Raw genomic sequence first — 22,304 nt, 5'->3', positions numbered from 1 at the left:
CCCATCATGAATTCCTCCAAGCTCTACGCCTTCGTCCTCAACCCCTGGGTCGTGATCATCAGCCTCGGGGCCGGCGTGGCCTTCGGCATGCTCGCACCCCCGCTCGCGACCACCCTGAGTTTCGTGGGCGACATCTACGTCGACCTGCTGAAGATGATCACGCTGCCCTTCATGGTCTCGGCCGTGATCTTCAGCCTGCAGCGGCTGTTTCGCGACGGCGGCACGGCCAGCCTGCTGGGCCGCGTGGCGCTGGTGTTCCTCGCGTTCTCGGCCTTCGTGGCCATTGCCGGCGCGGCCACGCTGCTGCTGCTTCGCCCCGGCGAGAACCTGCCGGCCAGCACCATGCAGACCTTCGGCCAGATCGTCGGCGGCGACCTGAGCGCCAGCGACACGGCCATGAGCCTGCGCGGCACCGACGAAGTGAAGAAAACCGCCAGCTTCGCCGACATGCTGGTGAGCCTGGTGCCCGCCAACATCTTCACGGCCCTGGCCAACGGCGACACGCTGAAGACGCTGGTGTTCGCGCTGCTGTTCGGCCTGGCGGTGGGGCACGTGCCCACGCGCATTTCAGACGGGCTGACCCAGGCGCTCGAAACCGTCTATCACGCCTGCCAGACGCTGATGCGCTGGCTGAGCTTTCCGCTGCCGGTGGTGCTGTTCTGCATGAGCGCGGCACAACTGGGCAAGACGGGCATCGAGCCGCTGCGCGCGATGGGCGCCTTCGTGCTGGCCTTCCTGGTGGTGTCGACGGTGCTGCTGGCGGTGGCGTGCGTCATCATCTGGAAGCGCTCCAACGGCACGCTGGGGCAGACGCTCAACGCCATGCGTGGCCCCTTCGCACTGGCGCTGGCCACGCGCAGCAGCGCCACCTGCATGCCGATCATGATCGAGAGCCTGGTCACGCGGCTGGGCTTCGCGCGCTCACGGGTTGAATTGCTGGTGCCGCTCACGGTGTCGCTGCTGCGCATCGGGCCCGTCGTGTACTACGTGTGCGCCACTCTCTTCATCGCGCAGATCTACGGGCGCTCGCTGTCGCCGGTGGAAATCGGCATCGTGCTCACATCGTCGGTGCTCGCGGGCTTTGCCTCTGCGGGCATGACGGGGCTGGTGACGGTGTCGCTGATCGGCATGACCTGCACCTACCTGGGCCTGCCCTTCGAGGCGGCGTTCATCCTGTTCCTGGCGGTGGACCCGGTGTGCGACATGCTGCGCACGCTGGTGCTGGTCATTGGCAACACCGCGGCCGTCGCTGTCGTGTGCCCCCGGCCACTGAAGATCTAGAAGGCACGCACTCATGTCACGCATCGGCGTTCTCGGCGGCATGGGCCCATCGGCAACGGTGGACTTCATGGAAAAGATCATCCAGCTCACTCCCGCCACGCGCGACCAGGAGCACCTGCCGGTGATCGTAGCGAACCTGCCGCACGTGCCGGACCGCTCCAGCGCCATCCTGGGCACGGGGCCCGACCCGCTGGGCGCGCTGCTCGCGGGCATCGACGTGCTCAACGACATCGGCGTGGGCGTGATCGCGATTCCCTGCAACTCGTCGCACCACTGGTATGCGCAGATGGTCGAGCACAGTCGGGCGCCGGTGATCCACATCGCGCAGTCGTGCGTGGCCGCCATTGCCACGACACCGGGCGAACGGCCGGTGCGGGTGGCAGTGCTGGCCACGCGAGGCGCGCTGGCCTCGGGCTTCTACCAGCAGGCGCTGCGCGAACGCGGCATCGACTTTCTGGTGCCCGACGCCACGACCGGCCAGGACCACGTGGACGCCTGCATCCGCGCCGTGAAGGGCGGCGACGTGCAGGCCGGCGCGGCAGCCTTCGAGCTTGCGCTGGAAGCGCTGTCCGCCACCGGCGCCACCGTGGTGATCATGGGCTGCACCGAATTGCCGATCGCCGCGAAGGCAGCGAACGCCGCCGGGCACAGCACGCTGATGCTGATCGACAGCTCGCTGGAGCTGGCCCGCGCCACCGTCGCCTTCGCGCTCGACAAGGGATGGAACAAGCCGACATGGGTTTCCTGACGCGCATGTCCCACAGCCTGCTCGCCCTGCTTCTGTGCATGGCGGCAGGCGGAGTCGTGGGCGTCTATGCGCCCGTGGTGGGCGACGTGGGGTACACGGCGGCGCAGGTCTACCTGGCCATCGTGAGCATGGCGGCCATTCCGCTGCTGGTGGTCGCCACTTTCTTCGGCCTGCGCCAGACCATGGGGCTGCCCTTTCCGGGACGGCGCATCGCGATGATCGCGGGCCTTGCACTGCTGCTGGTGATGAGCTGCGCGGGCACCGGGCTGGCACTGGGCTGGGTGAACGCACCGGGCGCGCACCTGGACGCCGAATCGCGCGAGCACCTGGGCGAACTGGTGCAGCAGGCCGGCGACGGCGGCGACCTCGAAATGCGCCTGCACGACAGCAGCACGCAGGCAACGGCCATCGAGCGGCCCCGCGTCACGCTGGTGCCCGACAACTTCTTCCGCGTGCTGGTGGAGGGGCGCTCTCTGGGCATCCTGTCGTGCGCGCTGCTGTTCGGCCTGGCCTTTGCCGCGCTGGCGCGCACGCAGCACGCCGCGCTCAACCACATGTTCGAGGGCATCTACCGCACGCTCGAACTCATCATCGCGCGCGCCAACATCCTGCTGCCGGTGGTGGCCTTCGGCATGTCGGCGCACGTGTTCGCGCAGACCGACGCGGTGACGATCCGCGCCATGAGCGGCTTCCTGCTGCACTTCGTGGCGCTGGTGGCGCTGCTGGCCGCGGGCGCCATCGCGGTGATCCACCAGCGCGGCAACCAGCCGCTGGCCGATGTGCTGCAGCACCTGAAGACGCCGATGCTGGTAAGCCTGATGTCGTCGAGCACCACTGCCAGCATTCCGCACACCATCGAGGCGATGAGCGCGCGCCTGGGCTTCAGCCGCGGCATCGTCGAGCTGGTGGTGCCCACCGCCTCGGTGTTCCTGCGCGCGGGCTCGGCGCTGTACTACGTGCTGCTGGCGCTGTTCGTGGCCAACCTCTATGACCGCACGCTCAGCGCGGCCGACATCGGAATGATCGGCATGGGCGCGACGGTTGCGGCCTTCGCCTCGGCCGGCAACAACAGCCTAACCAACGTGGGCTACGCGGGCATCGTGCTGGCGATGCTGCAGCTGCCCATCGAGGCCGCGCTGGCGCTGTTCCTGGCCATCGACCTGATCTGCGAGGGGCCGCGCAACCTGCTGACGCTGCTGGCCACCTGCGTGCTGATTTCCGTCGTGTCGGCCGGCCTGCCGTCGGAGCGCGTGACGGCGCCTGCCGCCGACGTGGCACCCGCGAAGCCGCTGCGCTTCGTGCTCACGCGCGGCAACGTCATGCTGCTGGCGGGCTGCAGCGTGCTGGCCTCCCTGCTGATTTTGCTGATGGGCATTGCCGTGGGCGCGCGGCAGGCACAGCCCTCCGCCGCATATGCAACTTCGGCCGCGGCGAACCCTGGAATATCGCGATGAACCGCACAAAGACTCTTCTCTTCAGATGGATCGCCGCCCTGCTGCTGCTCTCGCAGCTGGCCGCATGCGGCAGCCTGTTTCCCAAGGGCACGCGCGTGAACTGGAGCGAGCTCACGCTGTCGGCCTCACCCGACGCCAACCAGAACAGCCCGGTGGCGGTCGACGTGGTGATGGTGCTCGACGACACCATGCTCGCCCGCATCACCGAGCTCACCGCAGCCAAGTGGTTCGGCGCGCGCGCCGACCTGCAGAAGACCTTTCCGCAGAGCCTGTCTTACCTCTCGTGGGAGCTGGTGCCGGGCCAGACGATTCGCGTGCCCTCCAGCGCCTTCGGCTCGCAGCGCGTGGCGGCCGTGCTCGTCTTCGCGAACTACACCACGCCCGGCGCCAATCGCGTGCGGGTGGAAGACCTCAAGGGCGCCGTTGTCGCCCGCTTCGACGTTCAAAGCTTCGACGTGTCGACCACACGCTGAACAACCCGGACCCTCGCCAGTGAACACCGCATTCCATCTTTCTTCTTCCTGCGCAGGAGCCCGCCATGTCTGACGTGCACAGCGCCGCCCCCATCACCGACCGCATCGAGTGGCACGAAGGCATGCTGCTGTCGCCGCAGCACTTCCAGCAACTCTCGGCGCGCACCGATTCCCTCGTGGCCTGGCAGACGCTGGCCGCCGCGCCCTTCAGCTGGGGCGTGCGCCGCCTGGTGTTCGACCAGGGCCTGCTGCCCGCCGGCCTGCTGCGCGTGCTGGCGCTCGACGCCATCCTGCCGGACGGCACCGCCGTGCAGTACTCGGCCGCCGAGGCCGCGCACGGTGCGCTCGAACTCTCGCTCGCACCGCATAAAGACCAGCTGGCCGTCGAGCCGCTCGACATCTACCTCACGCTGCCGGTCGCCGGCCCCGCGCGGCATCGCGGCGCGACTGTGCGCTTTCGCTCGGTGTCGGGCGCGCCGGTGGAAGACGCCGTGTCGGACGCCGAGCCCGCGAACATCCCCCGCATGCTGCCGCGCCTGGCACTCAGCGCGGGCGCGGTGCCGCCCGGCACGCACGTGCATCTGCGCCTGGGCCAGGTGTTCAAGGACAACGAAGTCGTGAAGCTCGGCGACGCGCAACCGCCGCTGCTCGAAGTAGCGCGCGACAACCCGCTGTGGACTGCGGCCGCCGGCCTGCTGGGCCAGCTGCGCGGCAAGGCGGCCTTCGTCGCGAAGCAGACGGCTGTGCCCTCTTCACGCGTGGACGACCGCCTCGCGCACCTCGAACTGAAGGACCGGCTACGCAGCCTGCTGTCGGGCCTGCCGCATGCCGAGGCCGTGCTGCGCACGCCGCACCTGCATCCGCTGCCGATGTACTGGTCGCTGTGCGCGCTGCTGGCATCGCTGAGCCTGCTGCGGCCCGGCGGCCTGCCGCCGGTGCCGGTGGACTATGACCATGCGAACCCCTCGCGCGTGTTCCAGCCGCTGCTGCTGGCGCTGCGCGACGCGGTGTCCGAAGTGAGCCAGGAGTACCGCGAGCACAAGTTCGAGTTTCGCCAGGGCGCCTTCGAGACCACGCTGCAGCCGCAGTGGCTGGCCGGCACGCGCATCGTGGTCGGCCTGCGTGGCCAGTCCGACAAGGATCTGCTGGCCTGGATGGACAGTGCCATCGTCGGCGCGCAGTCGGCCTACCCCTCGTTGCGCGAACGCCGCGTGCTGGGCGCGGTGCGCCGACCCATCGAGTCGGCCGACGAACTCGGCCTGCGCCCCGGCTCGGGCTACCTGCTCTACGCCATCCAGACCAGCACCGCTTTGACCGTGCCCGGCGAACTCCTGGTGATCGCCAACGCGAACGAAGGCGCCACCGCGCAGCCGCCGCAGGAAATCGTGCTGTTCATCAAAGACTGATCGACCCCCATGGCACGCACCCTTCCCGACCTTGCGGTCGACGACCACATCACCAAGCAGTTCCGCGCGTTCTACGACGAGATCGTGAAAGCGCGCGACCGCACCGCCGAATCGCGCGAGACCGACATCGACATGGTGGCGCAGGCGCTGGCCCGCCACCTCGAGAACCTGCTCGAGCTGCAATCGCTCGAATCGCGCCGCGAGAGCACGCGCTTCGAGCTGGAGAACGTGGCCGACGCGCGCTACCTCAAGGCCGCGCTGGCCGACGAGATCCTGCTGCACACGCCGTGGATCGGCCGCGAGCGCTGGACCGCCCACCTGCTGGAGTCTTCGCTGTTCCGCACCAATATCGCGGGCGACCTGGTGTTCAGCCGCATCGAAGAGCTGCTGTCGGGCCGCGAGCCTTCGCGTCGCGACATCGCGCGGCTGTATCTCTTTGCACTGGCACTGGGCTTCCAGGGCAAGTACCGCGGCGGCGGCGAAGAAGCGCGCCTGCTGGGCTACCGCGAAGAGCTGTTCCAGTTCGTCTACCAGCGGCAGGCCGACTTCTCGGGCCGCGACCGCGTGGTGTCGGAGCGCGCCTATGCGAGCACGCTCTCGCACATCGCTCCGCGCAAGCTGCCCACGCTGAGCCGCTGGACGGTGCTGTTCCTGCTGTGTACCGCCTCGCTGCTGGCGGTGTCGGAGCTGTTGTGGCTGTGGCAGTCGTGGCCGGTGCGGCAGGTGCTGCAGCCGGGTGCGGTCGATGCATCGGGGGCATACCAGCGATGAACGACATGCTGCGCCATTCAAAGAGCCCCAGGAGGTCGTCGCCATGCTGACAGACCAGCTCTTCCTCATTTCCATCGCGGTGCTCACGCTGGTGGTGCTGCTCGTGCTCGGCATGGTGCTGTACTTTGCGGCACGGCGTTCGCACGCCAAGCCGTCGAGCGACCCGAAGGTCGCGCGCATCCGCTTCGACTCGCTGCGCAGTTCGTTCCGCCAGGCCGTGGAGCTGATCGAAGGCAACATCGCCTCGCGCGCCGACCGCTACGGCATTCCGTGGATCATGCTGCTCAACGAGGGCGACGACCATCGCCAGCTGCCCATCGAGCAGTCGGGCGTGGCGAGCGCACTGAGCACCGAGTCGGCCTCGGCCGCGACCACGCAGGGCATCTCGTGGCACTTCTTCGACCGCGGCGTGGTCATCGACATCCAGGGCGCCTATCTCGGCTCGCCCGATGACGACGACGCCTCAGAGAAGCCATGGGACGAGTTCCTGGGCATGTGCCGGGCCTACCGGCCGCAGCGGCCGTTCGACTCGGTGGTCATCACCATTCCGGCGGCGCTGCTGCTCGACGACAGCACCGACGGCCGGCTCGAACTATCCAAGCGCGCCAAGCTCGCGCACCGCCGCCTGTGGCTCGCACAGAACCGCTTTGCGATGCGCTTCGCCGTGTATGTGCTGGTCACTGGCGCGGAACACCTCGAAGGCTTCAGCGCCTTCGCGAGCGCCCTGCCCGAGCCGCTGCGCGCGAGCATGCTCGGCTGGTCGTCGCCTTATGACCTGTCGACCACCTACCAGCCGGGCTGGGTCGACGAGGCGGTGGGTACCGTGGTGCGTTCGGTGTCCGACGTGTCGGCCGAGCTCTTCGCCACCGACACCGCGCCGCAGGGCGCCGGCCCGCAACTGCTGCTGCCTTCGCGCATCGAGGCGCTGCGCGGCCAGCTGCAGCTGTATGTCGATGAGCTGATGCGCCCGAGCGCGTACCACGAGCCCTTCTTCTTCCGCGGCATCTACCTGACGGGCGACAGCGGCGAATCGGCACAGGCAGTTGCCGCCATCGACGCCGAGCACGACAGCTACGGCCAGAAGGACCTAGAGCCCATCGGCGGCGACCTGATCGCGCAGCTGATGCGCCAGCCGGCGTTCCTGCGTGACCTGTTCGAGAAGAAGATCTTTCTCGAGTACGGCCTCACGCGGCCGTCGCGCACGCAGACACTGGCGCGCCCGGTGCTGCACCGCGCGCTGCGCTGGACGGCCATCTTGTTCCTCAGCGGCTGGGGCATTGGCCTGGTTGTGGCCACATGGCAGCTGCACCGGCACAACAGCACGCTGGTATCGGCGCTCTCACAGCTGCAGCACGATGCGCAATACCGCATGCGCGCACTGCAGCGCGGCGAGACCATTCCGACCGCGTGGTACCGCAACAAGGCGCTGTCGCTGCTGGCCATGAACGAGCGACTGCGCACTGACGGCACGTACTCCTTCTTCATGCCCGGCTCGTGGCGCCCCTTCGACGACCTGAACGAACGCGTGATAGAGCGCATCGAGCGCGAGTTCGGCGACATCGCAGTAAGCACGCTGCGCCGCGAGCTGATGGCCCGCGTGAGCCAGCTGAGCGGCGTGGAGCAGGACGAGGCTACCGGCGAATTCATCGTCGGTGCCAACTGCAGCCTGCCGCCGAGCTTCAAGACCATCGGCGATGCGCCGCGCAAGAACGGCCTGCTGGTGGAAGACCAGCCCGAGTTCGGCGCCCTGCAACGCTACCTGGGTTCAGCCGAGCAGCTCGACACCGCCCTGCAGGCGGTGGAGCGCCTGCGCCAGCCTTCCACCGGCAATGCGGAAGACCTGCGCGTGGCCGTGCGCTACGCGCTGGGCGCCGAGCTGCCCGCCGACCTGAGCCGCAACCTGCGCTACTTCCGCCAGGCGGCCGAGGGCAATGCACTGGCGATTCCGCTGGCGCCGGTGCAGTCGGCGCTGCGCTGCGCGCTCGACAAGGGCACTGCGCAGCTCGACACGCGGCTGTTCGTCAACAACGAACTGCTGGTGTCCGAGCAGTCGCTGGGGCGGCTGCTGCCATCGCTCGCCAGCGCAGGCACTTTCGCGCGCACCACGGCCAGTTATCGCGAAGTGATCGCCGCCATCAAGGACCAGGAAGACCTGGTCGCGTCGGGCAAGGGCGGCTGGATGCGCCAGCCGGTGCTGGTGCTGGGCGCCTCGTACGACCGCACAATCGCGCGCATCGAGCAGAACCGCCTGCTGGGGCAGGAGCCGGCCGATGCGGTGCGCGGCCGCGCGCAAGATGCCTTCCAGAAATTCCGCGCCGAGTTCAACCTGCGCTTCGGTGGCGCGCAGCCCGGCCTCGTGTGGCAGGACAAGGAAGGCCGCTTCGCGCTGGCGCCCGAACGCATCGCGCTACGCGACGCACTCACCGCGTTGCTGGCACAGCCCTTCATGGCCGCCGCGCGCGACCGTGAGCTGCCGGGCGCGGGCCTGCGCTCGACGGCCACATGGGACCTCATGCGGCTCGACCAGGCACTGGCCGTCGGCGACATCCGCAAGCGCTACATGACCGACGGCATGACGGCCTTTCCGGCGACGGTTCGCCCGGGCATCGAGAGCGCGCTGAATGCGCACTTCGCGCAGCTCGTGGTCGACCAGGTGGCCGAGGCCGCGACCGGTGCCAACGACGGCATGCGCCCCACGTCAGGCGCACTGATGGCCACCGACACGCAGGCTGCGGCTTATGAAGCCTCGCGCCAGCGCCTGGCCAAGATACAGGCGCTGCTGTACGAGATGGGCGCCGGTCCGCGCGCCGAAGACCTGCGCGCAATGATGTCGCGCGACGCGCTGCAACGCCTGGAAAGCGTGGACGAAGCCTTCAACCAGTCGGAGCTGTACGCCATGCGCGGGCGCGACTTCCAGGGCTGGCGCGGCGAGCGCGGGCCGATGCTGGTGGCCTTCGGCGTGCCGGACACGGGCTCGCTCGCGGCCTACCTGGGGCAGCAGTTCAACCGCACCGAAACGCTGGGCAAGCTGGCCGACAGCTACATCGCGGCGCTCGACGGCGCGGGTGCGGGCTCGGTGCTCGCGCAGCGCTGGCAGGCCATCAACCGCGACCTGGAGCGCTACCGGCTGAAGAACCCGAACAGCAGCCTGCTGCTGCTCGAACAGTTCCTCGGCACGACCGGCGCCGAGATCGACCGCGAGACCTGCGCCGCCAAGCTGGCCGGCAAGGCGCCGGCGGCGCGCATCGGCGACTACTTTGCCGACCGCCACCAGCAGATCTACAGCGCCCTGCTCGCGCGCTGCTACGAGCTGCAGTTCGGCGACCAGCAGGAGCTGTGGACGCAGTTCTCCACGCGCTTCAACCGCTCGCTGGCGGGCCGGCATCCGTTCGGCGCGGCGACGGGCCGCGCCTTCGACCTGGCAGACCCGGCGGACGTGAACGACCTCGCACGGGCCTTCGACCCGCTGTCGCGCGCGCTGAAGGACAACCGCACCGACGGCGCCGTGCGCACCTCGGCCATGCCGGGAACGGCCGCGCGACGCTTCGCGGAGCAGTTCGGCCGCGCACGCGACTTCATGCTGCCGCTGTTCCCGACCGAGGAAGGCGCCGCGCCGGGCTACGACCTGAGCGTGGACTTCCGCGTGAACACCGGCGCCGAGATCGAGGGCAACAAGATCATCGACTGGTCCTTCGAAGTCGGCGACCAGGTGCTCAAGCAGCGCGACCCGCCGCGCACGCTGCGCTGGGAATACGGCATGCCGGTGGCGCTGGTGCTGCGCATCGCGAAAGACTCGCCACTGGTGGCGCGCGCCGACCCGCAACAGCACGCGCTGCTGACCGACGGCCAGACCGTGAGCTTCCGCTTCGCCGACCCGTGGGCGCTGTTCACGCTGGCGCAGCGCCAGCGTGAAGCCGACACGGTGCAACGGCCGGACGGCCGCTCGCAGTTGCTGAAGTTCGAGTTTCCGCTGGTGGCCCAGTCGGCCGGCGACACCGCCCAGTCGCCTGCGGGAGGACGCGCGCGCGTGTTCCTGCGCGTTGCCGCAAGCCCCGCCGGCAAGAAGACCGCCCTGATCTGGCCCGCCGCGTTCCCGATGCGCGCCCCTGAATGGAACACGCCCTGATGGCCGCCGTGCTCGCTCCCCTGAACACCGAGGCCGCCAACGGCTTCGCACCCGACCTCGCGGCCTTCCTCGCGCCGCTGGAAATCGAAGGCGAAGGCCCCGCCGGGCCGCCGCTGCGCTACGACCCGGTGTACTCCCGCATCCGCGATGCGCGCATGGAGGAAGACGCCAGCCTGCCGATGGGTGAATGGACCCGTCCGCTCAAGAAGGCCGACTGGCGCGCCACCGAGATGTTGTGCGCCGAGGTGCTGCAACGGCGCAGCAAGGACCTGCAGGTGGCCGCGTGGCTCACCGAGGCGTGGGTGCATCGCCATGCGATCGACGGGCTGATCGCCGGCACGCGGCTGCTCGAAGGGCTGGCGCGCGACTTCTGGCAAGACGTGCATCCGTGCATCGGAGAGGACGGCGACGCCGACATGCGCACGGCCACCTTCGTGTGGCTCAACGACACCCTCGCGCAGACCCTGCTGATGCGCGTGCCGCTGCTCGCGTGGCCAGATTTCTCGCCGCCCTTCATCAACCTGGGCGACTGGCAGCGCGCGCTGACCACCGAGTTCGGCGCCGGTGCGGGCAATACCAAGTCGAAGGCGAAGGAAGTGGCGGCAGAGCCGAGCGCGCAGACGGTGTCGCGCCAGGACATCCTCGACCAGGCCGCACGCGACCTGCATGCGCTTGCCGCGCTCGACGACCGGGTGGCGCTGGCCGCCGATGCATGGCGCGACCTGGGCGCGCTGCTCGACGAGCGCCTGGGCGCGGACGCGCCGAGCCTGTCGAAGGTGACGGAGATGCTGCTTCGCATGCGGCAGGCGCTGCGCAGCCTGCTGCAGGAGCGCGACCCGCGCGATGAAGAACCACCGGCCATGCCAATGGAGCCGCCCGCAAGTTGGGCGGCGGACACATCAACGCCTTCCGCGACCTCGATGGACGACAACGACATGAGCGAAGCCCCTTCTCCTTCTCTTTCTCCTTCCGCGCCGCTTCCGCAGGCCGCGGCGAGCGGGCGCATCGGCAGCCGCGCCGAGGCCTACCAGCTGCTGGAGCTGGCCGCCGCCTACCTGCTGCGCGAAGAGCCGCACAGCCCCACTCCCTACCTCGTGAACCGCGCGGTGGCGTGGGGACGCATGCCATTGCCGCAACTGATGCAGGAAGTGCTGCGCGAGGACGGCGACCTCAATCGCTACTTCTCGATCATCGGTGTCAGGCCCGACGCCTAGACAGATTGATCTCTTCGATGGAGCTTTCAACATGCCACGCCACCTCAAGCGCACCGGTCAGCACCTGTATGTCGATGGTTTGCATCTGCTCGGCATCTGCGAGCGATTGATGAAGGAAGCGGTGCTGGCCGGCGCTCCCGGAGGCGCCGGGACGCCTGCGGCCCCCTACACCATGGCCAATGCCGGTGACTGGGTCGCACGCTGGCGCGCGTCGACGCGCGAGGGCATGGTCTATTACAAGATGGCGGGCAGGCTCATCAGCAAGAACCACAAGGTGTATGTCGGCGACGTCGGGCCTGCATACCTTCAATCCACAAGCATCCTGGAGAGTTCGCTCAAGGCATTCCGGTCCAAATACGGCAGGCTGCCAAAGCTCAATCTCCACTTTGGCTATGCCGTCACCTCAATAACAGTAATCAGGGCTGCACTCAACGTCGACAACGCGACGTGGAAAGCATTGCGAATCGAGCAGACGGGCACTCCTCCGCCAACCTGGACGGCATCCATCCTGAGCACTCACCTCATTGCGATGGCAAGAACCCCAGGCGCTTCATCGAACGACCCCAACGATTACATCGATGCGAAGGACAGAGAACTCCTCCAGGAGTGGGCCACCAAGAACGCAATCAACGACCCGCAGTACCAGGTACTCGCGCAGAGGGTGGCCGACCCGGGCCTCATCTATGCAAAGAGCACCGACAGCGTCTATGGCGGCACACGGCCTGCCCCCTGGAGCGAGATACGCCATTCCCCCGTGATCGCCAAGGCGGTCCGCTCCCTGATGAAGGGCGAGTCCCCGTCGTTGGCCGCCGGCCCGGCTGGATACGACAAGGACTACGCGCGCAAGCAGTTGCTGCTGCCCGTCATGACGATGGCGATCTTTCACGCGGAGCCTGCGAGAAACCCGCGTGCATGGCCGATCAACCTGATGATCCTGGACCTCGCGGAGTCCACCACCGCACGCTTCACGTGGGACGCGATCCTGTGGCATCCGCTTGCAATTCCGCAATCGGCCACTACGGGCGCCGGCCATGTTCTCGCCGTGCCCCTGAGCGGCCCCCGGGGGCCGCATGCTCCCCTGGTGCCCTTCGTCGGGCCGCAGCCGACGCAACAGGAAAAGACGGCACAGGCACGCGCGGAGCGCGCGATCGTGCCCATCACAAGCACGCTGAAGCTGCATCTCGTCGGCGGACTGATTCCGGCAAGCCCCACTGACGGCGGTCGAATAGGCGGACGGCCGCTCTGGGCGCAGAACAGGTTTGCTGCAACCGAGCCTTTCGACTTCATCCATCAGAAAGAGATCGACGTGCTGCTGCAGTGGTTGATGCAATTTCCGGAGATCGGCACCCATTGGAGCGTGCAGGACCCGCCGCCGCACGGCGCCACGCTCGTGCCGGCGATGCAGGTTCTGCAGCGCCAGGTTCCCGCCGATGTGGCAACGACCACAGGCTTGACCCGCATCGCCGCCCGGCTCCAGACCCGGATCGGGACCCTGGATTACATGCATTAGCCAGACCCCCGTCTCTCAGGAGTTCTCCGCTCCGGCGCTTGCTGTTCAATGCGCCCGCGAGCGCCAAGTTCACGCACAAGTACGAAGTCGTCCGGGCCGAGCTGCCCGGCGCCGAGTTCAATACCAAGACCAAGGCCTGACCCAAGACGAACTTCACGCAGCTCCAGGCGTGGAAGCAGATGGAGGCGCTGCCCTGCTTCAAGGCGAACAAGGAGATTCCGGACGCGGTTGCGCTCTAGGCGGCAACGGTCGCAGCGGGACCGAACGCCGCGCCTCAACCCAGCACGTCGTTCACCTGCTCCCGAAATTCGCTCAAGCTCACGGCGGCCCCAATCTCCCGCGGCAACGCATCGCGCACCGAGAACACGCCCAGGATCTTCGCCCCCGCCGCCAGCGGCAGGTGGCGAAAGCCCCGTTCGAGCATGAGCACGACGGCGTCGGACACCAGCGTTTCGGGCGGCACGCAGATGGGGTTGGGCGTCATCACGTCGCGCACCGCCGTGCGATCAGGGTCCAGCCCCTTGGCCAGCACCCGGGTCATCAGGTCGCGCTCGGTCAGGATACCCAGCAGCGTGTCGGGCAGGTCCATGATGAGCACGCTGCCGCAGTTGGCACGCGTCATCACGCATGCGGCGTCGCGTACGTTCGCCTGCGGACCCAGGCTGATCACGTGCTTGCGCGAGATGGACTGGAAAACAGTGCGCTCGGTCATGATGCACCCTCCGGAAGTGGCGTCGTGGATGGTGCCGCCGACAGCGGCTCAGCGCAAGGAGGCGTTGAGCCGCTCCAGCGCCGTGGCGCCGGGGCAAAGCTGGTCAGGCCCCATCGCGTTGAGCGACTGGTCGCTGGTGTTGAGCGCCGTGTGCAGGTCGGTGGCCAGCGGGTCGACATAGAGCAGGCCGGTCACCACCTCGCCCATCTCGTGGTGCCGCTGCATGTAGGCCATGGCGGCATAACGGTCGCCAGGGTTGTAGTCGGGGTGCAGGCTGCGCAGGCGCAGCAGCGTGCCGTCGTGCTGGCGCACGTCCATCACTTCTCCGGGCTCGATGTCGGCGACGATTTCGTCCCGCCCGCTGATGAAGTCGATGCGGCTCACCGCCTCGTTGTGCTCTCGCACGTAGTCGTAGCTCTTGGTGCTGCCGGGGTGGTTGTTGAAGGCAACGCAGGGGCTGATGACGTCGATGAAGGCGGAGCCACCATGGCTGATCGCCCCTTTTATCAGTGGCACAAGTTGCGCCTTGTTACCCGAAAAACCCCGCCCCACGTAGCTGGCGCCCAACTGCAGCGCCATGGCCACGAGGTCCACCGGGCTGTCGGTGTTGACGACGCCCTTCTTGCTCTTCGAGCCCTGGTCGGCGGTGGCGGAGAACTGGCCCTTGGTGAGGCCGTAGACGCCGTTGTTCTCCACGATGTAGGCCATGCGCACGCCGCGCCGCATGGCGTGGGCAAACTGGCCCAGGCCGATGGAAGCCGAATCGCCGTCGCCCGAAACGCCCAGGTACAGCAGGTCGCGGTTGGCGAGGTTGGCGCCGGTCAGCACGCTGGGCATGCGGCCGTGCACGGTGTTGAAGCCGTGCGATGCGCCCAGAAAGTAATCCGGCGTCTTGGAGCTGCAGCCAATGCCCGAGAGCTTGGCCACGCGATGCGGCTCGATGTCCAGCTCCCAGCAGGCCTCGATGATGGCGGCGGAGATGGAGTCGTGGCCGCAGCCCGCGCACAGCGTGGAGATCTTTCCCTCGTAGTCGCGCCGCGTGTAGCCGACCTTGTTGGTGGCCAGTGTCGGGTGCCGCAACCGGGGCTTGGCAAGGTAGGTCATGCAGGCTCTTTCTTATCGGTGCTGCCGGAGGCTTGCGTCTGTTGTTGCACATGCGCTCTGATCGACTGGACGATGAAGCGCGCGGTGATGGGCGTGCCGTCGAAATGCAGCACCCGTATCAACCGCGCCGGATCGGCGTCCAGTTCGTTCACCAGCAGGCTGCGCATCTGTGCGTCGCGGTTCTGCTCGACCACGAACACCCGCTCGTGCTGCGCCAGGAACTGCACCACGCTGTCCGGGAAGGGAAAGGCGCGCAGCCGCAGTGCATCGAGATGGATGCCGCGTTCTTCCAGCGCCTGCAACGCCTCGTGCATCGACGGGCTGGTCGAACCGAAATAGATCACGCCCAGCTTGGTCTTTTCGGCGGCTGGCCTCAGCACCGGCTGCGGCACCAGCGTGGCTGCTGTCGCGAACTTCTTCAGCAGCCGCTCCATGTTGTAGATGTAGTCCGGCCCGCGCTCCGAGTACCGGGCGTAGGCATCGCGTGTCGTGCCGCGCGTGAAGTAGCTGCCCTTGGTCGGGTGCGTTCCGGGCAGCGTGCGCCAGGGAATGCCGTCGCCGTCCACATCCTTGTAGCGGCCGAAGTCGCGGCCCGCCTCGAGCTCTTCGGCGCTCATGACCTTGCCGCGGTCGTAGGCCTTGCTGTCGTCCCAGGCAAAGGGCTCGCACAGGCGCTGGTTCATGCCGATGTCCAGGTCCGTCATCACGAACACCGGCGTCTGCAGCCGGTCGGCCAGGTCCAGCGCCGCCGCTGCATGCTCGAAGCACTCGTGCGGGTCCTCGGGAAACAGCAGCACGTGCTTGGTATCGCCGTGCGAGGCATACGCGCACGAGAGGATGTCGGCCTGCTGCGTGCGCGTCGGCATACCGGTGGAAGGGCCGCCGCGCTGCACGTTGATGAGCGTGACGGGAATCTCCGCAAAGTAGGCCAGCCCGATGAACTCGCTCATCAGCGAAATGCCCGGCCCCGAGGTCGCGGTGAAGGCCCGTGCGCCGTTCCAGCCGGCGCCGACCACCACGCCAATCGATGCGAGTTCGTCTTCCGCCTGCACGATGGCAAAGCGGTGCTGGCCGGTGGCCGGGTCCACGCGGAACTTGGTGCAGTACTTCTGGAAGGCCTCGGCCACCGAGGACGACGGCGTGATCGGATACCAGGCCGCGACCGTGGCACCGCCATACACGCAGCCCAGCGCGGCGGCACTGTTGCCGTCGACGAAGATCCGGTTGCCAACCCCGTCGGCACGCCGCACCCGCAGCCCCAATGGCTCGTGCAGGTTCTCCCGCGCGAAGTCGCAGCCCAGGTGCAGCGCCTGCACATTGGAGGCCAGCAGCTTCTCCTTGCCCTTGTACTGTTCGCCGAACAGCTTCTCGACCACCTCCGGCTCAATGCCAAGCAGGATGGCCAGGGCGCCCACATAGACGATGTTCTTGAACAGCTGGCGCTGCCGCGGGTCCTGATAAACGGCGTTGCAGATTTCGGTGAGCGGCATGCCGATCACGCGCACGTCGCTGCGGAACTTCGATGGCGGCAGCGGCCGCGTGCTGTCGTAGAAGAGATAGCCGCCGGGCTCCAGTTCGGCCAGGTCGGCCTCCCAGGTCTGCGGATTCATCGCCACCATCATGTCGGTGCCGCCGCGCCGTCCGAGATGGCCCTGCTCGGTCACGCGCACTTCGTACCAGGTCGGCAGGCCCTGGATGTTGCTGGGAAAGATGTTGCGCGGACTCACCGGCACGCCCATGCGCAGGATGGCCTTGGCGAACAGCTCGTTGGCAGAGGCCGAACCCGAGCCGTTGACGTTGGCGAACTTGATGACGAAGTCGTTGACCGCCTCTATCTGCTTCATACGGCCACCTCCTGCGCATGCCCTTGCCCGGCAGGTGTCATCTTCAACAAGAACTTCTGCATGTCCCACGCGCCCGTGGGGCAGCGCTCGGCGCACAGGCCGCAGTGCAGGCAGACGTCTTCATCCTTGACCATCACGCGGCCCGTCTTGAGCCCGCCGGACACATACAGGTCTTGCGCCAGGTTCAGCGCCGGCGCCTTGAGCCGTGATCGCAACTCGACTTCTTCGCCGTTGTCGATGAAGTTGATGCAGTCCATCGGGCAGATGTCCACGCAGGCATCGCATTCGATGCAGGCAGCTTCGGTGAACACGGTCTGCACGTCGCAGTTCAGGCAGCGCTCGGCCTCCTTGAAGGCGGTGGCTGCGTCGAAGCCCAGTTCCACTTCCACGCGGATGCTGGCCAGTGCGGTCTCTGCCTTGGCCCACGGCACCTTGTAGCGCAGGTCGTTGGAGGTGTCGTTGTCGTAGCTCCACTCGTGGATGCCCATCTTCTGCGAGACCAGGTTGGTCATCGGCGCCGGGCGAACGTAGACCGGCTCGGCACGCAGCAGCTTGTCGATCGACACCGCAGCCTCGTGGCCATGGGCCACGGCCGTGATGATGTTCTTGGGGCCGAAGGCCGCATCGCCGCCGAAGAACACGTTGGGCACCGTCGACTGGAAGGTGTTCTCGTCCAGCTTCGGCAGGCCCGACTTGTCGAAGGCGATGCCGCAATCGCGCTCGATCCACGGGAATGCGTTTTCCTGGCCCACCGCGACCAGCACTTCGTCGCATTCGAAATACGCGTCCGGCTCGCCGGTGGGCACCAGCGTACGGCGGCCCTTGTCGTCGTACTCGGCGCGGACGATCTCGAAGCGCATGCCCAAGAGCTTGCCTTCTTCGTGGACGAAGGCCTTGGGCACGTGGAAGTCGATGATCGGAATGCCTTCGTGCTGGGCGTCTTCCTTTTCCCAGGGCGAGGCCTTCATTTCAGCGAAGCCACTGCGCACGATGACCTTCACGTCGGTGCCGCCCAGGCGGCGGGCCGAGCGGCAGCAGTCCATTGCCGTGTTGCCACCGCCCAGCACGATCACGCGCTTGCCGATGCTGCTGACGTGGCCGAAAGAAACCGAGTTGAGCCAGTCGATGCCGATGTGGATGCTGGCCGCCGCTTCCTGTCGGCCAGGCACATCCAGGTCACGCCCACGCGGTGCACCGCAGCCGACGAAGATCGCGTCCCACTCTTGCGCCATCAGAGCCGTCATCGAGTCGATGCGCTCGCCGCTGCGGAACTCGACGCCCAGGTCGAGGATGTAGCCAGTCTCTTCGTCGATCACCGACTCCGGCAGGCGAAAGCGCGGTATCTGCGTGCGGATGAAGCCGCCGGCCTTGGCTTCGCCGTCGAACACCGTCACTTCGTAGCCCAAAGGCGCCAGGTCGCGCGCGACGGTGAGCGAGGCCGGCCCCGCACCGACGCAGGCAACACGCTTGCCGTTCTTCGGCTCCAGCTTCGGCATGCGCGCGCGCACGTCGTCCTTCATGTCGGCTGCCACGCGCTTGAGCCTGCAGATGGCCACCGGCTCGGGCTCCCCCGTGTTGCCCTCTTCCACCCGCCCTCGCCTGCAGGCCGGCTCGCAGGGCCGGTCGCAGGTGCGCCCCAGGATGCCGGGGAAGACGTTGGACACCCAGTTGATCATGTAGGCGTCGCTGTAGCGGCGCTGCGCGATCATGCGGATGTATTCAGGGACGGGGGTGTGCGCCGGGCAGGCGTACTGGCAATCGACGACCTTGTGGAAATAGGCCGGGTTGGCAATGTTCGTTCGCTGCAATGCGTGTCTCCTGCCAGCCGCCAGGGACCCCGGAGGGGCCGACGCGCGGCTCTGGCGCAGTATGCGCCGCACAGGCGGGAGCGCAACCTTGGTGAAATCCCGCAGCTAGCCGGCCTGCCCCTCCAGGGCAACGGCAAAGAGGGCATCGATCAGCGGCCGCTCCCTGCGGATGGAAAGGCAGCACAGCGAATAGCTGATCGACAGCTGCTCATCGTCGATTGCCACGGCCGCCAGGCCCGGCAGCGGAATGAACTCCACCTGCGTGACGAAGCCGACGCCCATTCCGTTGGCCACCGCGTGCAGGATGGCCTCGCGGCTGTTGATTTCCATGGCGCAGTGCAGGTTGACTTTCTGCTGCAGGCAGGCGCGCTCGACGCGATGCCGGGTCTTGGAACCGGGCTCGCGCAGGATGACCGTTTCGTGTTCGATGTCGCGGGTGGTGATCGATGCGCGCTTCGTCCACGCATGGCCCTCGGGCACCACCGCGACGATACGCTCAGCGCGGTAGGGCGCGATGTGCAGGCCCTCGGCCGCCGCGGGTTCGGCGACGATGCCCACGTCGATGGAGAAGTCCTGCAACCCCCGGAGGGTGGACTCCTCCGACCCGATCGACACCGTCAGGTCCAGCGACGGATGCGCCTCCTTGAAGTTGCGCGCCAGCTCCAGCGCAATGGGCGGCGAGACCGCGCCGACGCGCACCAGCCCCACCTTGAGCTTGCGGGCGCTCTCCAGGAAGAGCATCGCCTCCTCCTCCTGCCCGAACAGGCCCTGCGTGATGGCATAGAGCCGCTCGCCGGCCGCGGTGAGCCGCACGCCGCGCCCGCTGCGCAGGAACAGTTCCACGTTGAAGCGGGCCTCCAGGGCCTTGACCTGGTCGGTCACCGTCGGCTGCCCGATGTGCAGGTACTGCGCCGCCGAGGTGAAGCCGCCCGTCTTCGCCACGGCATGGAAGCATCTGATCGATTTGTAGTACTGGTGGAACATGCATTCGGGCCCCGGCGAAGCCGGCGGCTCCTTCAGGAAGAAAGCCTCTCACAAGCACGCCCGGGCGCGAATGAGCGCTTTCCCGGTCGCGATGCCCGCACGGGCGATCCATCGATTTTCGACCATGCGGACACCGGAAATGCGATTGGACGCGATGGCGGGCCGCTTCGACACTGGCCGCCATACGAGACAACCGAAGCGAAAGACCCGATGCCCCACGCGTACCACAACCCCGTTTCCATCCACTGCGGCCGAGGCAGTCTGGAGCGGCTGCCCACGATCCTCGCCGGCCGCCGCGTCGTCGTCGTCACCTTTCCCGAAGCCCGCGAGCTCGGACTGGTCGCCCGCCTCCGCGAGCTCCTGAAAGACTCGCTGCTCGGCGTGATCGACGACGTGCGCCCCAATCCCGACGTGGCGCACTTGAGCGACCTCTACAACCGCTTCTGGCAATCGCCCGAAGCATGCGATGCCATCGTCGCCGTCGGCGGCGGCAGCGCCATCGACACGGCCAAGGCGCTGATGGTGGGCACGGCAAGCGGTCAGTTCGACGAACTCGTCGGCCTGCTGGCAACCGGCAAGCCCTTTGCCCCCACCAGCGTCAAGCCGCTGATCGCGGTGCCGACGACGGCGGGCACCGGCAGCGAAGTGACGCCCTGGGCCACGATCTGGGATGCCGCCCGGCAGAAGAAGTACTCGCTGCACCTGGATGCCACCTGGCCCGAGGCCGCCATCGTCGATCCCGAGCTGATGCTTTCGGTGCCGGCGGGCACCACCGTGTCGACGGGGCTCGATGCGCTTTCCCACGCGCTGGAGTCGGTGTGGAACGTGAACGCGAATCCCATCTCCGACACCTTCGCCATCTCCGCCGTGCAGGACATCTTCGAATGCCTGCCGGCGCTGCGGGCCGATCTCGGCAACATCGAACTGCGCGAACGCATGGCGCTGGCCGCACTCAAGGCCGGGCTTGCGTTCTCCAACACGAAGACGGCCCTGGCGCATTCGATCTCGTACGAGATGACCCTGCGCTACGGCCTGGCACATGGAATCGCCTGCTCGTTCACGCTGCCGATCGTTCTTGAAAAGGCATGGGCCCGCTCTCCCGATCGGGACCGCACGCTGCAGCGCCTGTTCGGGCCGGACCTGGCCGCCGGTGCCCGGCGCTTGCGCGACTTTCTCCAGGGACTCGGCGTGAAGACCGAGTTCGCGGACTACGGCGTGGCGGACAGCGAAGCCGCGGCCATGATCGCGCGCGCCATGGATGGAGCGCGCGGCAAGAACTTCATAGGGGCGGTGTCCGCCTAGTAGTCAGTTAGTCGGTTAGTCGGTTGAATCTGTAGAACGTCGAAAAAAATGCCGGCATTCGAGCCGGTCCCACGGACCCACGTCCGTCAAGAACAGGAGACAAAGACATGCAATTGGCAAATCAGGGCCTGCAGGCCGGGGCGTACGCGCCGCCTCTCGAACATTCATTCCGGCGCGCGCAGTGGCGAATGCTGCTGGCCGCGATGTTCTGCTACCTCTTCTTCTATACCGGCCGGCAGACCTTCGGCTTCGCGATTCCAGGGCTGCAGAAGGAATTCGGATTGTCGAAGGAGGTCTTGGGTTGGGCCTCGGCCAGCCTGCTGTGGTGCTACGCCATCGGCCAGGCGATCAACGGCAACCTCGCCGACAAGTTCGGCGGCCGGCGCGTGATGACCGCGGGCGCCATCCTGTCCTGCGCGGCCAACTGGGTCGTGAGCTTCGCCGTCGGGTTCAAGACGCTCGCGATTCCATGGGGCGTCAACGGCTACTTCCAGGCGCTCGGCTGGGCGCCGGGCAGCCGCCTGCTGTCGAACTGGTGGGGCACCGGGGAGCGCGGCAAGGTCTTCGGCTTCTACACCTTCGCGGCCGGATGCGCGTCGGTACTGTCGTTCGTCACGTCCATCGTGGTGGTCAACGTGCTGCACCTGGACTGGCGCTGGATCTTCAGGCTGCCCGTGCTGCTGATGCTGGTGGGCGGCATCGCGTTCTACCTGATCGCCCGGGAGCGCCCCGAAGACCTCGGGTTCAAGTCGCCCGACACCGGCATCGCCAACGCGGAAGACGCGAAGGCCGCGTCCCTGCAGCACACCACGCCCGACGAAAGCTCGTGGACGCGCTACAAGGCCGTGCTCTGCAACCCGAAGCTGCTCATCGCGGCACTCGCCATCGGCTTCCAGAATGCCGCGCGCTACGGGCTGATCGTCTGGGTGCCGGTGCACTTTCTCGGCAAGGACTGGAGCAAGATGGCCGACGGCATGATCGATCCCGCATGGATCTCGGTCGCACTGCCGGTGGGCATGGCCTTCGGTGCTCTCACCAACGGCTGGATCTCCGACCGCGTCTTCGGCTCGAAGCGCTACAAGGCCATCGTGCTGTACATGCTGCTGGGTGCGGCGGCCTCCGTCGGCATGTACCTGCTGCCCACGAGCATCGGCGGGCTGGCGCTTCTGTTCCTCGCAGGCTTCTTCGTCTACGGCCCCGCCTCTTCGTTCTGGGCGCTGTGCCCCGACCTCGTGGGAGCCAAGCGCTCGGGCACCGCCACCGGCGTCATGAACTTCTTCTCGTACCTGCTGGCGGGCCTCGGCGAACCGCTGATCGGCCGGCTGCTGGATCACTCGGGCAACACCTCGATGGTCTTTCCGATCGTGGCCGCCAGCTGCCTCATCAGCGCCTTCATCGCGGTCTTCATCCGTCGCTGAAAGAGCCCTTTTCTCTTCACCTCCAAGGAATCCCTTCTCATGAAACCCGACTCGCTCGAAGTCAATGCCCGCAGCTACCGCTGGATGAGCCGCCCCGTCGTGGTGGTGTGCGTCGATGGCTGCGAGCCTGCGTACCTGGATGCCGCCAT

At 67.4% G+C, this 22,304-nt stretch carries 16 protein-coding genes; 11 read left to right on the top strand and 5 right to left on the bottom strand.

All coding sequences use genetic code 11. The features are described 5' to 3' along the window. Window positions 1-6: 6 nt before the first annotated feature. The 9 genes from BLV60_RS26155 to BLV60_RS26115 all read left to right on the top strand — a co-directional run bounded on the left by BLV60_RS26155 (window position 7) and on the right by BLV60_RS26115 (window position 12,983). Window positions 7-1,281: a dicarboxylate/amino acid:cation symporter gene (locus BLV60_RS26155; protein WP_093058209.1), complete on the top strand. Its 1,275-nt coding sequence runs from the start codon at window positions 7-9 to the stop codon at window positions 1,279-1,281. 13 nt (window positions 1,282-1,294) lie between these two features. After that, window positions 1,295-2,029, top strand: a complete 735-nt coding sequence (locus tag BLV60_RS26150; RefSeq protein WP_093058208.1) for a cysteate racemase — start codon at window positions 1,295-1,297, stop codon at window positions 2,027-2,029. After that, window positions 2,002-3,483: a dicarboxylate/amino acid:cation symporter gene (locus tag BLV60_RS26145; protein WP_256329587.1), complete on the top strand. Its 1,482-nt coding sequence runs from the start codon at window positions 2,002-2,004 to the stop codon at window positions 3,481-3,483. The genes BLV60_RS26150 and BLV60_RS26145 overlap by 28 nt, the downstream gene beginning before the upstream one ends. Further along, complete coding sequence (locus tag BLV60_RS26140) at window positions 3,480-3,956, top strand: hypothetical protein (protein WP_093058207.1); 477 nt, start codon at window positions 3,480-3,482, stop codon at window positions 3,954-3,956. Before BLV60_RS26145 ends, BLV60_RS26140 begins: the two co-directional genes overlap by 4 nt. A 65-nt stretch (window positions 3,957-4,021) precedes the next feature. After that, the gene (gene tssK, locus BLV60_RS26135; protein WP_093058206.1) at window positions 4,022-5,362 is read left to right on the top strand and encodes a type VI secretion system baseplate subunit TssK; all 1,341 of its coding nucleotides are present in this window, start codon (window positions 4,022-4,024) and stop codon (window positions 5,360-5,362) included. Between the two features lie 9 nt (window positions 5,363-5,371). Next, window positions 5,372-6,133, top strand: coding sequence for a DotU family type IV/VI secretion system protein (locus tag BLV60_RS26130; protein ID WP_093058205.1), 762 nt, complete (start codon window positions 5,372-5,374; stop codon window positions 6,131-6,133). Between the two features lie 43 nt (window positions 6,134-6,176). Further along, entirely contained in the window at window positions 6,177-10,259 is a 4,083-nt protein-coding gene (locus BLV60_RS26125; protein ID WP_093058204.1) for a type VI secretion system protein, read from the top strand. Beyond that, the gene (tssA, locus tag BLV60_RS26120; protein ID WP_256329586.1) at window positions 10,244-11,473 is read left to right on the top strand and encodes a type VI secretion system protein TssA; all 1,230 of its coding nucleotides are present in this window, start codon (window positions 10,244-10,246) and stop codon (window positions 11,471-11,473) included. The genes BLV60_RS26125 and tssA overlap by 16 nt, the downstream gene beginning before the upstream one ends. A gap of 31 nt (window positions 11,474-11,504) precedes the next feature. Beyond that, on the top strand, window positions 11,505-12,983 hold the full coding sequence (locus BLV60_RS26115) for a hypothetical protein (protein ID WP_093058203.1): 1,479 nt from the start codon (window positions 11,505-11,507) through the stop codon (window positions 12,981-12,983). 274 nt (window positions 12,984-13,257) lie between these two features. Here BLV60_RS26115 and BLV60_RS26110 read toward each other — a convergent pair whose 3' ends face one another. From BLV60_RS26110 to BLV60_RS26090, 5 genes are all read right to left on the bottom strand, one after another. Next, window positions 13,258-13,695 carry a CBS domain-containing protein gene (locus BLV60_RS26110; RefSeq protein WP_093058202.1) on the bottom strand — a complete coding sequence of 146 codons (438 nt, stop codon included), beginning with the start codon at window positions 13,693-13,695 and terminating at the stop codon, window positions 13,258-13,260. A gap of 48 nt (window positions 13,696-13,743) precedes the next feature. Next, window positions 13,744-14,799 carry a 2-oxoacid:ferredoxin oxidoreductase subunit beta gene (locus tag BLV60_RS26105; protein WP_093058201.1) on the bottom strand — a complete coding sequence of 352 codons (1,056 nt, stop codon included), beginning with the start codon at window positions 14,797-14,799 and terminating at the stop codon, window positions 13,744-13,746. Then, window positions 14,796-16,643: a 2-oxoacid:acceptor oxidoreductase subunit alpha gene (locus BLV60_RS26100; RefSeq protein WP_093058200.1), complete on the bottom strand. Its 1,848-nt coding sequence runs from the start codon at window positions 16,641-16,643 to the stop codon at window positions 14,796-14,798. Before BLV60_RS26100 ends, BLV60_RS26105 begins: the two co-directional genes overlap by 4 nt. After that, window positions 16,640-18,451, bottom strand: coding sequence for an FAD-dependent oxidoreductase (locus BLV60_RS26095; RefSeq protein WP_093058199.1), 1,812 nt, complete (start codon window positions 18,449-18,451; stop codon window positions 16,640-16,642). Before BLV60_RS26095 ends, BLV60_RS26100 begins: the two co-directional genes overlap by 4 nt. 105 nt (window positions 18,452-18,556) lie before the next feature. Beyond that, entirely contained in the window at window positions 18,557-19,435 is an 879-nt protein-coding gene (locus tag BLV60_RS26090; protein ID WP_093058198.1) for a LysR substrate-binding domain-containing protein, read from the bottom strand. 210 nt (window positions 19,436-19,645) lie between these two features. Between BLV60_RS26090 and psrA the strand changes: the two genes are divergently transcribed. Both psrA and BLV60_RS26080 read left to right on the top strand, forming a co-directional pair. Then, window positions 19,646-20,737 (top strand): iron-containing alcohol dehydrogenase PsrA, encoded by a 1,092-nt coding sequence (gene psrA, locus BLV60_RS26085; RefSeq protein ID WP_093058197.1) that lies wholly within the window; start codon window positions 19,646-19,648, stop codon window positions 20,735-20,737. 107 nt (window positions 20,738-20,844) lie between these two features. Next, window positions 20,845-22,155, top strand: coding sequence for an MFS transporter (locus BLV60_RS26080; protein ID WP_093058196.1), 1,311 nt, complete (start codon window positions 20,845-20,847; stop codon window positions 22,153-22,155). The last annotated feature ends 149 nt before the right edge of the window (window positions 22,156-22,304 follow it).

Source organism: Variovorax sp. YR634 (genome assembly GCF_900106655.1).
In the GTDB taxonomy this organism is placed as follows: Bacteria; Pseudomonadota; Gammaproteobacteria; order Burkholderiales; family Burkholderiaceae_C; genus Variovorax.
This window is presented reverse-complemented; position numbering and strand designations above follow the sequence as displayed.

Bases quoted from the DNA above. Each gene is read 5' to 3' on its own strand.
- BLV60_RS26155 (WP_093058209.1), top strand. From the start codon at position 7: ATGAATTCCTCCAAGCTCTACGCCTTCGTCCTCAACCCCTGGGTCGTG.
- BLV60_RS26150 (WP_093058208.1), top strand. From the start codon at position 1,295: ATGTCACGCATCGGCGTTCTCGGCGGCATGGGCCCATCGGCAACGGTG.
- BLV60_RS26145 (WP_256329587.1), top strand. From the start codon at position 2,002: ATGGAACAAGCCGACATGGGTTTCCTGACGCGCATGTCCCACAGCCTG.
- BLV60_RS26140 (WP_093058207.1), top strand. From the start codon at position 3,480: ATGAACCGCACAAAGACTCTTCTCTTCAGATGGATCGCCGCCCTGCTG.
- tssK (WP_093058206.1), top strand. From the start codon at position 4,022: ATGTCTGACGTGCACAGCGCCGCCCCCATCACCGACCGCATCGAGTGG.
- BLV60_RS26130 (WP_093058205.1), top strand. From the start codon at position 5,372: ATGGCACGCACCCTTCCCGACCTTGCGGTCGACGACCACATCACCAAG.
- BLV60_RS26125 (WP_093058204.1), top strand. From the start codon at position 6,177: ATGCTGACAGACCAGCTCTTCCTCATTTCCATCGCGGTGCTCACGCTG.
- tssA (WP_256329586.1), top strand. From the start codon at position 10,244: ATGGAACACGCCCTGATGGCCGCCGTGCTCGCTCCCCTGAACACCGAG.
- BLV60_RS26115 (WP_093058203.1), top strand. From the start codon at position 11,505: ATGCCACGCCACCTCAAGCGCACCGGTCAGCACCTGTATGTCGATGGT.
- BLV60_RS26110 (WP_093058202.1), bottom strand. From the start codon at position 13,695: ATGACCGAGCGCACTGTTTTCCAGTCCATCTCGCGCAAGCACGTGATC.
- BLV60_RS26105 (WP_093058201.1), bottom strand. From the start codon at position 14,799: ATGACCTACCTTGCCAAGCCCCGGTTGCGGCACCCGACACTGGCCACC.
- BLV60_RS26100 (WP_093058200.1), bottom strand. From the start codon at position 16,643: ATGAAGCAGATAGAGGCGGTCAACGACTTCGTCATCAAGTTCGCCAAC.
- BLV60_RS26090 (WP_093058198.1), bottom strand. From the start codon at position 19,435: ATGTTCCACCAGTACTACAAATCGATCAGATGCTTCCATGCCGTGGCG.
- psrA (WP_093058197.1), top strand. From the start codon at position 19,646: ATGCCCCACGCGTACCACAACCCCGTTTCCATCCACTGCGGCCGAGGC.
- BLV60_RS26080 (WP_093058196.1), top strand. From the start codon at position 20,845: ATGCAATTGGCAAATCAGGGCCTGCAGGCCGGGGCGTACGCGCCGCCT.